The sequence below is a fragment of the Pseudomonas sp. WS 5146 genome, assembly GCF_012985495.1.
Taxonomy (GTDB): domain Bacteria; phylum Pseudomonadota; class Gammaproteobacteria; order Pseudomonadales; family Pseudomonadaceae; genus Aquipseudomonas; species Aquipseudomonas edaphica.
This window is the reverse complement of record NZ_JAAQWL010000001.1, coordinates 502,425-514,530: the sequence shown is the minus strand read 5'-3', so window position 1 is coordinate 514,530 and position 12,106 is coordinate 502,425. Positions and strand designations below refer to the sequence as shown.

Genomic DNA, 12,106 nt, shown 5'->3' with positions numbered 1-12,106 from the left:
AGTCGATAAACACGCGCAGCTTTTTCGGTGTGTTGCTGCGGTTGAAGTCATACAAGTACAGCGCATTGTGGGCACCTTGAATAGCGCCGCAGGGTGGAGGGCCGCCAAGGTTGCTTACCTACGCTGTAGGCCGCTATTGTGCTGAAACCTTTTAGTCCTTCCCCAAGGTGCTGTTGCGATGAATGTACCGCGTACTCCAGTCGGTCCGATCAAGGCCGTGATTTTCGATATGGACGGGTTGTTGCTGGACACTGAAGGTATCTACACCGAAGTTACACAGATTATCGCCGAACGCTACGGCCGCACCTACGACTGGGGCATCAAGCAGCACATCATCGGCCGGGGCGCTCAGGACCTGGCTGAATATGTGGTGAAGGCGCTGGACTTGCCGATCACCCCGGCAGAGTTTCTGCTGATTCGCGAACCGCTGATGAGCGAGCGTTTCCCCAAGGCCTTGGGCATGCCCGGTGCCGAAGCGCTGGTGCGACACTTGAAGGCGCACAACATCCCGATTGCCGTGGGCACCAGTTCGTCGCGCAATTCGTTTGGCCACAAGACCACCTTGCACCGTGAGTGGTTTGGCTTGTTCGGCACGATCGTCACCGCCGATGACCCAGAAGTGGGTGCCGCCAAACCCGCGCCGGATATCTTCCTCACTGCCGCCCGCCGCTTGGGTGTCGCGCCCGAGGATTGCCTGGTGTTCGAAGACTCGCCGTTCGGCGTGACCGCCGCCAAGGCCGCCCACATGACCGCCATCGCCGTGCCCGATGAAGCCATGGCCGACAGCAAGTACCAGCATGCCGACCAGATCATCCGCAAGCTGGCGGACTTCGACCTGGCGGCCTACGGCTTGCCGCCAATGTCCTGACCCAACACGGTCAAAAAAATGTGGGAGCTGGCTTGCCTGCGATAGCGTCCTCAAGATCGCCATCGCAGGCAAGCCAGCTCCCACATTTGGTTATGCGCTGAAACCACCATCAATGGTCAAGCTCGCACCCGTGATGTAGCCCGCCTCCGGACCGGCCAGATACGCCACGAAGCTGGCAATCTCTTCGACCTGCCCATACCGCCCAACCGCCATCAAGCCAATCAAACTCGCTGCAAACTCACTGTCTGCCGGGTTCATATCGGTATCCACCGGCCCAGGCTGCACATTGTTAATGGTGATGCCACGCGGTCCCAGATCCCGTGCCAGGCCCTTGGTCAGCCCCACCAGCGCCGCCTTGCTCATCGCATACGGCCCGCCACCGCCAAAGGGCATGCGCTCGGCATTGGTGCTGCCGATATTGATCACGCGGCCGCCTTCACCCATGTGTTTGGCCGCTTCCTGAGTGGCGATAAATACACTGCGCACATTGATCGTCAGGGTCTGGTCGAAGTCTTCCAGCTTGAAATCTTCCAGTGGCGCGATGGCCAGCACGCCGGCGTTGTTCACCAGGATATCCAGGCGCCCAAAGGCTTCGACGGTGGCGTTGACGGCGTTGCGAATCGCCGTGGCATCGGCACTGTCGGCCTGAATGGCCAAGGCTTTGCCGCCTGCGCTGATCACGCTGTTTTGCAGTGCCTCGGCCTTGGCGGCAGAGCTGACATAGGTAAAAGCAACGGCTGCACCTTGCGCTGCCAGACGTTTGACGATGGCGGCGCCGATACCGCGGGAACCGCCCTGGATCAATGCAACTTTGCCGCTGAGATTGTGTGTGGTCATGTCGTTCTCCAAGTAGTTGATGGACCGAGTATCGGCCTCACCCACCCAGGCCGGTAGACCGTGATTGCTATAGTCTGTGTAAACCAAAAGTTTAGAGTGGTCGATATGGAGAGCTTTGGCAGTATCGAATGTTTTGTGCGCAGCGCCGAAGGTGGCAGCTTTGCCGAAGCCGCCCGGCATCTGAGTTTGACCCCGGCGGCGGTCGGTAAAAGCGTCGCCAAGCTGGAAGCACGCCTGGGTGTTCGGCTGTTTCAGCGTAGCACCCGGCGGCTGACGCTGACGGAAGCCGGCAAGCTGTTTCTCGAAGAAGTCAGCGCCAGCCTCACCACCATCCAGAATGCCGTGGCTAACTTGGCCAGCGCCGAAGGGCGGCCGGTGGGCACCTTGAAAGTGAGCATGGGCACGGTGGTGGGGTGTTTGTACATCGTGCCGTTGCTGGGCGAGTTTCTGAAGCGCTTCCCGGGTATCAGCCCCGACTGGCATTTTGATAACCGTCAGGTCGATCTGATTGGGCAGGGCTTTGACGCCGCACTGGGCGGTGGGTTTGAGCTGCCTCAGGGGGTGGTCGCACGCAAGCTCGCGCCGGCGCATCGAGTGCTGGTGGCCTCGCCCGATTACCTGACGGCACATGCGGAGGTTGTGCAGCCGGCAGACCTTGAGCACTGCGATGGCATCCTGATTCGTTCGCCACAAACCGGCCGTGTGCGTTCCTGGCAACTGACCGGTCGCCACGGCGAGCACGGCCCGTTGCACCTCAAGGCGCGCATGACCATGAGCGATTCCCAGGCGGCCTGCGTCGCGGCAGACCAGGGGTTGGGCATTGCGCTGGTGAGCATGCCGTTTGCCGTGCCTTGGCTGGCGAGCGGTAAGTTGGTACGCGTACTGCCCGATTGGTATGTCGACGACGGCAACATCTCCATCTACTACGCCGAACACAAACTACTGCCCGGCAAGACCCGGGCGTTTGTGGATTTCATCATCGAGCAGTTTGCCGAGCAGAAACTGGGGCAAGTGTTCAGCGCGATTTGATCACTACCATCTACCGAGTCGCGGCCATCGTCTGTAGTAAGGCGCCCGTTGTGGCGAGCAGGCTTGCCACAGGAGAATATGGATGCCTTCAGCGGTGGCCTGGCCAGCCGATCACTTTCTTCGGCCTTGGCGTTGCGTAAGTCCTGATCTTCGACGTCGACAACCCCAGGCGCACCAGCGATTCGGCAATGGTGACCGCCGCCGTGACGCCATCCACCACCGGCACGCCGGTACGCTGGCGAATCTGCTCATCCAGCCCGGCCATGCCGCCGCAGCCCAGGCAGATCACTTCGGCCTTGTCGTCGCGAATGGCCAGCTCCGCCTCGCGCACGATGGCTTCCATGGCGGCCAGCGGGTCTTCTTCCAGCTCCAGCACCGCCATGCCGCTGGCGCGGACCGAGGCGCAGCGTTGATAGAGACCTGCGAGTTTCAGGCGGTCTTCGATCAACGGCACGGTGCGGTCCAGGGTGGTGACCACCGAATAGGCATGGCCCAGAAACATCGCCGTGCTGGCCGCCGCTTCGGTGATGTCCACCACCGGCACGTTGAGCAATTCCTGCAAGCCTTCACGGCCATGTTCGCCGTAGCCGGCCTGGATCACCGCATCAAACGGTTGGTCGTAGGCCATCACTCGGTCCATCACGGCGATGGCGGCCAGGTAGCTTTCAAAGTTGCCTTCCACCGATTCGGCGCCAAAGTACGGGGTAAGCCCGACGATTTCGGTGCCTGGTGAAGCCACAGCCCGCGCCTGCTGGGCGATGGTGTCGGTGATTGACGCGGTGGTGTTGACGTTGACCACGAGGATGCGCATGGAATGTCCTTGATTAATGACTGGCGTTATCGACTGCAATGCTTTCGCCGCTGACATCGGCGTAGAACGTTTGGCGCTTGGCGATCAGCAAGTACAACAGCCCTGCAATACCGGCGCCAAACAGCCAGGAAAACGGTGCGACGCTGGCAAAACCGGGCAACAGTGCCAGCAGAATGGCGATGATTGCCGCAGGAATAAACGCCGCGACCGCGCGTAAATTGACCCCACGGCTGTAGTAATAAACGCCATTCGGGTCTTCGCTATACAGCTGCAGTACATCCACCTGGCTTTTACGGATCAGCCAATAATCGACCATGATCACCCCATACAACGGCCCCAGCAGCGCACCCAGCCCGGAGAGGAAATACACGATCACCAGCGGGCTGTTGTAGAGGTTCCACGGCAGGATCAGCACCGCCACGGTGGCGCTGATCAGCCCGGCCCGCCGGAAGTTCAGGTACTTGGGCGCCAGGTTGCTGAGCACAAAGGCTGGCGCGACAAAGTTGGCCATGATGTTCACCGCCACGGTAACGATCAGGAACGCCAGGCAGCCGAGCACGAGGAAGAAGGTATTGGGGATGGCCGCAATGATTTCGGTCGGGCTTTCGATCACCCGGCCATTGAGCTGGAATTGCCCGCCGCAGAGCAACACGGTGATCGCGGCAAACACCAGGATATTTACCGGCAAACCCCAGAAGTTACCGACCAGGATGGTCTTGCGGCACGGCGAGGAGCGCGCGAAATCGCAAAAATTGAGGATCAGCGTGCCATAGATGCTCAGCCACAGCGCGCCACCGGCAAAGATGTTGCGCCACATCTCGCCACCGCTCAAAGGCTCGCGGATCGACCAGGCAATATTGCCGCCGACCTGGAAGTACATCCAACCGGCCAGCGAAGCCACGGTCACCAGAATCACCGGCCCGGCGAAGGCTTCATAGCGGCGCACCATTTCCATGCCGTACGCCAGGATCGCCAGTTGCACAAACCAGATCGTGATGAAACACGCCCAACCCAAGGTCGACAGGCCGAGAATTGAGTTGTGGTCATAGTCGGCAAATCCTGGATGAATTGCCGACAGCAACACACGGAAAACCACCGAGGCCAGGTAGGTCTGGATACCAAACCAGGCGATCGCAATCACCGCACGGATCAGCGCCGGGATCTGCGCACCATGGATGCCGAAACTGATACGGCTGATCACCGGAAACGGCACGCCGGTTTTCTGGCCCATAAACCCCGACAAGTTCATGAAGAAATACACCAGCGCTGCGCCGATCCCCAGGGACAGCAGAATCTGCCAGCCGCCGAGGCCCAGCGCATACAGGCCGATGGCAAACGAATAGTTGGCGATGTTGTGCACGTCGTTGGTCCACAACGCGAAGATGCTGTAGCGCCCCCAGCGTCGGCCTTCGGCTTTGGTGGGAGCCAGGTCCTTGTTGTGCAGGCGCGGGCTGAGCACCAATGGGCCGGGGCTTGCGGCCTCGAGGTTCAGGGCGGAGGAGGGCAGATCCAGTGCGATGTCATTCGAGAGGCTTGTACGCATTCCGGCAGGCTCCGGCGCATCTGCAGGAACGCTGCAGATGGCAAAGTGTATGTATGTTTTGTATTTATTGTATACAAAGAGCAATTCACCTTAAGCCACATGCGTGCCAGTTTTGGGTCTATGAAAATCAGGGTTAATTTCGTTTTTATAGGTCTGTTGAATAAATTGCTGAATTAAAAGCAATATAAATTGACCGATTGAACAGGTATTTATTTTTTGTGGGGAGGCGCTTTATTTAAGAGGGAAGCAGCGTTAGGAAATGAGTGTTACGTTTTGGTGCGGGAGAATACGGATTGCACACATAAATGGCACTTATGGTTACATTAGTGTGTACATTTCTATGGGCTGCCCAAAACAAAATGTGGGAGCGGGCTTGCCCGCGAAGGCGGCCTCTCAGCCGACTTATAAGTGACTGTTCCACCGCAATCGCGGGCAAGCCCGCTCCCACATTTTTACCGCGTCAGCCCTCAAGCCTTGCTGATGATATTCCCGGCATGCAGCCCGCATTCCTTCTGCGTGGCTTCTTCCCACCACCAGCGGCCTTCGCGCTCATGCTGGTTAGGCAATACCGGGCGGGTGCAGGGCTCGCAGCCGATGCTGATAAAACCGCGCTCATGCAGGCTGTTGTAGGGCAGCTCCAGCATGCGGATGTAGCCCCAGACTTCCTCGCTGGTCATCTGCGCCAGTGGGTTGAATTTGTACAGGGTGCGCTCCGGGGTGGAGAACGCTGTATCGATCTCCAGCGCCGCCACCTGGCTGCGGGTGCCGGGGCTTTGGTCGCGCCGTTGGCCGGTGGCCCAGGCGTTTACGCCGGACAGTTTGCGCCGCAGCGGTTCGATCTTGCGCACGCCGCAGCATTCACCATGGCCGTCTTTATAGAAGCTGAACAGGCCCTTTTCCTTGACGAAGGGTTCCAGCTTGCTCTGGTCCGGCGAGATCAGCTCGATGTCGATTTTGTAGAAGTCGCGCACCTGCTCGATAAACCGGTAGGTCTCCGGGTGCAGACGGCCGGTGTCGAGGCTGAACACCTTGACGTTCTTGTTCAGCTTCCAAGCCATATCGACCAGCACCACATCCTCGGCACCGCTGAAGGAAATCCACAGGTCATCACCAAACTGGCTGAATGCCAGCTTGAGAATGTCCTGAGCGGATTTGTTGGCATAAGTCGCGGCGAGTTCAGCGACGTCGAAGGCTTGGTTCATCAGGACGGTTCCTACAGGTCAGTGGCGCTGAGCGCTCTATAGGGGAGTGATGGTATCAAAATCCGCTCTGCGTTGCGGCGCCGCGCTTGAATCGCTAGAGTTCGGCAGTCCTTTTGCTCGCTCAACTAACAACATCCAATAGGAGTGTCTTGTGGAAATTGCCTGTCTCGACCTGGAAGGGGTACTGGTTCCGGAAATCTGGATCGCCTTCGCCGAAAAAACCGGTATTGAATCCCTGCGGGCAACCACCCGTGACATTCCCGATTACGACGTGTTGATGAAGCAGCGTCTGCGCATTCTTGACGAGCATGGCCTCAAACTCGCCGATATCCAGGAAGTAATCGCGACCCTCAAGCCGCTGGACGGCGCCATCGAGTTCGTCAACTGGTTGCGCGAACGCTTCCAGGTGGTGATTCTGTCGGACACCTTCTACGAATTCTCCCAGCCGTTGATGCGCCAGCTGGGTTTCCCGACCTTGTTGTGCCACCGCCTGATCACTGATGAAAATGATCGAGTGGTGAGCTATCAACTGCGTCAGAAAGACCCTAAGCGCCAATCCGTGCTGGCGTTCAAGACCCTTTACTACCGCGTGATCGCCGCTGGCGATTCCTACAACGACACCACGATGCTGGGTGAAGCTGACCGTGGGATTCTGTTCCATGCGCCAGAAAACGTGATTCGCGAGTTCCCGCAGTTTCCTGCGGTGCATACCTTTGAGGACTTGAAGAAAGCGTTCATCAAGGCGTCGAATCGGCAGTTGAGCCTGTAAGTGACTCAGCGCTGTTGATGGCCCCATCGCAGGCAAGCCAGCTCCCACACTGAATGCGGTCAACCTGTGGGAGTTGGCTTGCCTGCGATGAGGCCCGTGCGGCCACTGCCTAAACCCCGGCCAGTAACCGCTCATATGGAATGCTCAAGCCTTCATGCAGCCGCTTGATCATCGACAGGCTCAGCTTGCGCTTGTGGTTCAGCACCTCTGACACCCGCCCACTGGTGCCGATAAAGGGCTCCAGATCACGGGCAGTCATGCCTAATTGCTCCATGCGAAATCTGATCGCCTCCACCGGGTCCGAAGGCGGCATGGGAAAGTGTTCCGCCTCGTATTTCTCAATAAGCACGGCAAGAATTTCCAGCTCGTCACCCTCTGGCGAGCCAATGTCCGCGCCCCAGAGCTGCTCCACACGCACAAGCGCAGCGGTCAGGTCTTCCTGGGAATGAATAGGTTTGATGTTCATCACACGGTCTCCGCGTTTATCTGGTCGTACTGCATATGGGTTCCCACGAAACGCACGAACCCCAGCTGTCGTTGATAGTCGATCGCCATGATCACTCGATACTTGTTGCCGCCCACGTTGAAAACAACTCTGCCGCCCTTGAGAATGCTCGCCGTTCCAAGCTCTGCCTTGAGTGCCTGTGGCGTTGTGTAAGTGGTCCTCTCCATATGGCGATACAGTTCGACCAGCGGTGTCTTGGCATCGGTATAAGCGCGATGGCTTTCCCAGAATGTCCTTAGGGTAGAGAGGGCGATTATCCGCATCGCTGCTCCCTCCCAGTTTGGGAGATATTAGGTGGGGTTCGTGTGAGATGCAATCCCGGAAATAATTTCTGACGAGTAGGCATTCGCTTCATGTGATCCTTCACAGGTGGCGGGTGGACGGTCTGAACCGGACGCTATCCGCCCGCTCATACTGCGTCCACAGCCATTCTGATTCAGGTTTTTTCTGTCGCTGGGCGCCGCGTACGAGCGCCAGGAAAGGCGGGGTGCTACAGGTTTTCCAAAGTGTGTAACAAGATCCGCACCTTGGTCAGCGACTCTTGATACTCCGCCTCCCACTCCGAATCCGCCACGATCCCGCCACCGCCCCAGCAGTTCACGTGCCCATCCTTGACCAGCAAACTGCGGATGGCGATGGAGCTGTCCATCTCGCCGCGTACATCCAGATACACCAGCGAGCCGCAGTACAACCCGCGTCGGGTCGGCTCCAGCTCATCGATGATCTGCATTGCGCGAATCTTCGGCGCGCCGGTGATGGAGCCGCCAGGGAAGCTGCCGGCGATCAGGTCGAGGGCGTCTTTGTCGTCGGCCAGCACCCCCGTCACGCTGCTCACCAAATGGTGCACATTGGGATAACTTTCCAGGCTGAACAACTCTGGCACTTTCACCGAGCCGGTGCGGCAAGTGCGGCCGAGATCGTTGCGCAGCAGGTCGACGATCATCAGGTTTTCGGCGCGATCCTTGGGGCTGGCCAGAAGTTCGGCGGCGTTGGCGGCGTCTTCTTCAGGCGTCAAACCCCGCGGGCGGGTGCCTTTGATTGGGCGGGTTTCGACCTGGCGTTTGCTGATCTGCACGAATCGTTCCGGCGACAGACTGAGTACCGCGCCGTCATCGGGCAGGCTCTGAAACCCGGAAAACGGGGTAGGGCAGGCCTCGCGCAACGCGCAATACGCCACCCAGGGATCGCCGCTACAGGGCGCGCGAAAACGTTGCGCAAAGTTGACCTGGTAGCAGTCGCCCGCCTGGATGTAGTCCTGAATACGCGCGATGGCCTGTCGGTAGGCCTCGGGCGTGAGCTCCGGTGCCATGGGACCGTTGAGCTTGAAGGTGTCAGATGATTCAGCAGCAGGTTGCCCGAACAGGTTGACCAACCGCAGCCGTTCGCTGTCGGCCAACGTGGGGTGAAAGACCAACTGGCTGGTCTGTGCCTGGTGATCGCTGATCAGCGCCCAGGCATACAGCCCGAAGCGCGCATCCGGCAGGTGCAGGTCATCCACAGCCCAATCAGGCATTTGCTCCAAGTGCCGGCCAAAGTCATAACTCAAGTAGCCAATCAGGCCGCCAGCAAACGGCAGCGCATAACCTGCAGGCAGATCCGCTTCGCCCAACTGCGTCAGGTTGGTCCGCAAGCGTTGCAGGAAATCACCGCCACTTTCGTCAGGCGCAACCGTCAATGTCGCTCGCGGCCAGGCGCTGAGCAAGTCATAACGCCCGCGTTCGGCAGCCGGGCGGCCACTGTCGAGCAGCACTGCGCCAGGGGCATGACGAATCGCCGCAAAGTAGTCGGCGGGGTTGGCCCGGTAGGGCAGCGGGTGTACGGAGCAGGTCGACATTGCAGGGTGGATCAGCCGTTGGCGTGGGGGTGGCGATTGTAGTCCCCTGAAGGGTTTGGTCCTAGAGGGGATGTCGGTGATAGCTGGATAGAGGTGTTGCTTGTCAGAAAGCTATCGCAGGCAAGCCAGCGCCCACTGGTTGATCGCGTTCTCATGTGGGAGCCGGCTTGCCTGCGATGAGGCCATCAGCCTTCTACCGCAGGAATATGCCCAAACATTTCCTGCACAAACTTCACCCGTTCTTCCGCAGTTTCGGTCACGCCAGCCGCTTTGAGTTCGTCCAGTCGCGCTTCAACCGCATGGGTACGCAACGTCAAACCGCAGTCGTTAGCGATCTGGATATTCAGCCCCGGTCGCGCATTCAGCTCCAGGATCAACGGACCTTTTTCCTGGTCCAGCACCATGTCCACGCCGATATAGCCCAGCCCGCACAGCTCATAGCAGCCGGCCGCGAGCTTCATGAACCCGTCCCAGTTGGGCAGCTGCACGCCATCCACCGCGTTGGTGGTGTCGGGGTGTTTGGTGATGATGTTGTTCAGCCAGGTGCCGCGCAGTGTCAGGCCGGTGGCGAGGTCCACACCCACGCCAATCGCGCCCTGGTGCAGGTTGGCCTTGCCGCCGGACTGGCGGGTCGGCAGACGCAGCATGGCCATCACCGGGTAGCCCATCAGCACGATAATGCGGATATCCGGCACGCCTTCGTAGCTGATGCTCTTGAAGATCTGGTCGGGCACCACGCGGTATTCGATCAGTGCGCGGTCGCGGTGGCCGCCCAGGGAGTACAAACCGGTGAGGATGCTGGAGATCTGGTGCTCGATTTCTTCATGGCTGATGATCTTGCCGGACACCGTGCGGTAGCGCCCTTCAAACCGGTCGGCTACCACCAGGATGCCATCACCGCCGGCACCCTGGGCCGGTTTGATCACGAAGTCGCTGCGCCCGCCGATGATCTCGTCGAGCTTGTCGATTTCCTTCTCGGTGGAAATGATCCCGTACATCTCGGGCACATGGATGCCCGCCGCAATCGCCCGTTCCTTGGTGATGATCTTGTCATCCACGATCGGGTACAGGCTGCGCTTGTTGTACTTGAGCACGTAGTCGGCGTTACGCCGGTTGATGCCCATGATCCCTCGCGCTTCGAGGGCCTTCCAGGTTTTCCAGAAGCCGAACATTACGAATCAGCCTTGAGGAAGGCCTTGAAACGCACCAGCTCGGTCAGGCGATAGCCGCGATAGCGACCCATGGCCAGCATGAAACCCACCAGGATCAACAGGATGGCCGGGAAGGTGAACACAAAGTAGACCAGCTCCGGCACGCTCATGATGATGTGCGCCAGGGCGGCGGCGAACAGTGTGCCCACGGCCACTTTCAACGCATGGTTGGCGCCACGTTCTTCCCAGGTGATCGACAGGCGCTCGATGGTCATGGTCAGAATCACCATCGGGAACAGTGCTACCGACAACCCGCGTTCCAGGCCCAGCTTGTGGCTGAACAGGCTGATGGCCGCAATCAGCACCACCACAAAGGTCAGCACCACCGAGAGCCTCGGCAGCATCTGCAGCTTCAAGTGTTCCAGGTACGATCTGAGCGACAGGCCCAGCGCGGTGATGATAGTAAACAGCGCAATGCCGAAGCCCAATTGCGTCTCGCGAAACGCCAGGGCGATCAGTACCGGGGTGAAGGTGCCCAGGGTTTGCAGGCCGATCAGGTTGCGCAGGATCAGAATCACCAGCACGCCGATGGGGATCATTACCATGATCATGAAGGTTTGCTGGGTTTGCAGCGGCAGGCCGTACAACGAGTATTCGAGGAAATTGGCGTCGGTGTTTTCGTCCGTCAGCTTGGCCAGGCGAATCGCGTTCATCTCGCTGTTGTTGAGGCTGAAGGTCACTGCGGCCTTCTTGCCGCCATCCACCGTGATCAGGTTTTCATCGCCGGTCCACCACAGCAGCCGGTCGGACGGCAGGCCTTGCTCGCCGGTTTCCGGGTTGAAGTACAGCCAGTCATTGCCGTTGAAGCTGCGCAACCACAGTTCCGGAGTTTGCGGCTGGTCGGCGACTAGCCGGATGGTGTGGACTTTTTCCACCGGCACATGGGCGATGGACAGCAACAGTTCGACGATCTTGGCTTTGTGTGGCGTGGACGGGTCGCCCGCCAGCAATAGCTTTACATTGTCGTCGTTGAGGTTGTTGGTGCGCTTGATCGCCTCGGTGATAAAGGTCTCGACGTCGGCCGAATGCTGGCGGATCGGCGCCAGCAGGGCTTCGGCGGCGATTTTTTCCGGGCCTTCCACAGCGATGCTGTCACGGAAGGTCGGGCCTTTGACCTTGACCTTTTCACCGCTGTAGCGCTTGGTCAGCACCAGGCGGTAATACAGGGTCTGCTTGCCTTTGGCCCGGCGCGCCGACCAGGTGACCTTGCGGTTGCCGTCGGTGCGGTTGACGCTCACGCCGTAGTTATTGGAAATAAAGCTTTCATTGAGACTGACGAAGTCGCGGCTCAGGGGCGGCACGAACATCGAGATCTTCACCGGGTCCTTGGGGTTGGCGACGAACTCGACCTTGGCGTCGATGTTCCACAGGTCGTCGGTGGCGTCTTCGGTGACGGGAATTCCCAGCACGAAAATCTGATAGGCGGTGACCGAAATACCCAACACCACCAGGATGGTGATCAGGATTCTCAGGTGCAGGGTCAGAGAGCGCATTCGG

12 protein-coding genes are annotated in these 12,106 nt (G+C 59.2%); 3 read left to right on the top strand and 9 right to left on the bottom strand.

The window, feature by feature from the left end; translation table 11 throughout:
- Positions 1 to 178: 178 nt before the first annotated feature.
- Positions 179 to 868: an HAD-IA family hydrolase gene (locus HBO41_RS02220; protein ID WP_169984992.1), complete on the top strand. Its 690-nt coding sequence runs from the start codon at positions 179 to 181 to the stop codon at positions 866 to 868.
- Between the two features lie 90 nt (positions 869 to 958).
- Here the strand turns inward: HBO41_RS02220 and HBO41_RS02215 are convergent, their stop codons facing one another.
- The gene (locus HBO41_RS02215) at positions 959 to 1,705 is read right to left on the bottom strand and encodes a 3-oxoacyl-ACP reductase family protein (protein WP_169984990.1); all 747 of its coding nucleotides are present in this window, start codon (positions 1,703 to 1,705) and stop codon (positions 959 to 961) included.
- 105 nt (positions 1,706 to 1,810) lie between these two features.
- On the opposite strand from HBO41_RS02215, the gene HBO41_RS02210 reads away from it, so the two are divergent.
- Positions 1,811 to 2,734: a LysR family transcriptional regulator gene (locus HBO41_RS02210; RefSeq protein WP_169984988.1), complete on the top strand. Its 924-nt coding sequence runs from the start codon at positions 1,811 to 1,813 to the stop codon at positions 2,732 to 2,734.
- Positions 2,735 to 2,822: 88 nt separating this feature from the next.
- On the opposite strand, the gene HBO41_RS02205 is transcribed toward HBO41_RS02210, so the two are convergent.
- The 3 genes from HBO41_RS02205 to HBO41_RS02195 all read right to left on the bottom strand — a co-directional run bounded on the left by HBO41_RS02205 (position 2,823) and on the right by HBO41_RS02195 (position 6,290).
- On the bottom strand, positions 2,823 to 3,545 hold the full coding sequence (locus HBO41_RS02205) for an aspartate/glutamate racemase family protein (RefSeq protein WP_099548786.1): 723 nt from the start codon (positions 3,543 to 3,545) through the stop codon (positions 2,823 to 2,825).
- A gap of 13 nt (positions 3,546 to 3,558) precedes the next feature.
- The gene (locus HBO41_RS02200; protein WP_017134732.1) at positions 3,559 to 5,088 is read right to left on the bottom strand and encodes an NCS1 family nucleobase:cation symporter-1; all 1,530 of its coding nucleotides are present in this window, start codon (positions 5,086 to 5,088) and stop codon (positions 3,559 to 3,561) included.
- Between the two features lie 467 nt (positions 5,089 to 5,555).
- The gene (locus tag HBO41_RS02195) at positions 5,556 to 6,290 is read right to left on the bottom strand and encodes a phosphoadenylyl-sulfate reductase (RefSeq protein WP_017134733.1); all 735 of its coding nucleotides are present in this window, start codon (positions 6,288 to 6,290) and stop codon (positions 5,556 to 5,558) included.
- A gap of 151 nt (positions 6,291 to 6,441) precedes the next feature.
- On the opposite strand from HBO41_RS02195, the gene thrH reads away from it, so the two are divergent.
- Positions 6,442 to 7,059, top strand: a complete 618-nt coding sequence (thrH, locus tag HBO41_RS02190; protein ID WP_017134734.1) for a bifunctional phosphoserine phosphatase/homoserine phosphotransferase ThrH — start codon at positions 6,442 to 6,444, stop codon at positions 7,057 to 7,059.
- 109 nt (positions 7,060 to 7,168) lie between these two features.
- On the opposite strand, the gene HBO41_RS02185 is transcribed toward thrH, so the two are convergent.
- The 5 genes from HBO41_RS02185 to HBO41_RS02165 form a co-directional block, all read right to left on the bottom strand.
- Positions 7,169 to 7,525, bottom strand: a complete 357-nt coding sequence (locus tag HBO41_RS02185; protein ID WP_017134735.1) for a type II toxin-antitoxin system HigA family antitoxin — start codon at positions 7,523 to 7,525, stop codon at positions 7,169 to 7,171.
- Positions 7,525 to 7,827 (bottom strand): type II toxin-antitoxin system HigB family toxin, encoded by a 303-nt coding sequence (locus tag HBO41_RS02180; protein WP_099548789.1) that lies wholly within the window; start codon positions 7,825 to 7,827, stop codon positions 7,525 to 7,527. The genes HBO41_RS02185 and HBO41_RS02180 overlap by 1 nt, the downstream gene beginning before the upstream one ends.
- Before the next feature lie 227 nt (positions 7,828 to 8,054).
- On the bottom strand, positions 8,055 to 9,398 hold the full coding sequence (gene pabB / locus HBO41_RS02175; RefSeq protein WP_169984986.1) for an aminodeoxychorismate synthase component I: 1,344 nt from the start codon (positions 9,396 to 9,398) through the stop codon (positions 8,055 to 8,057).
- A gap of 185 nt (positions 9,399 to 9,583) precedes the next feature.
- Positions 9,584 to 10,570, bottom strand: a complete 987-nt coding sequence (locus HBO41_RS02170; RefSeq protein WP_017134738.1) for an alpha-L-glutamate ligase-like protein — start codon at positions 10,568 to 10,570, stop codon at positions 9,584 to 9,586.
- Positions 10,570 to 12,102, bottom strand: coding sequence for an inactive transglutaminase family protein (locus HBO41_RS02165; RefSeq protein ID WP_017134739.1), 1,533 nt, complete (start codon positions 12,100 to 12,102; stop codon positions 10,570 to 10,572). The genes HBO41_RS02170 and HBO41_RS02165 overlap by 1 nt, the downstream gene beginning before the upstream one ends.
- Positions 12,103 to 12,106: the final 4 nt, after the last annotated feature.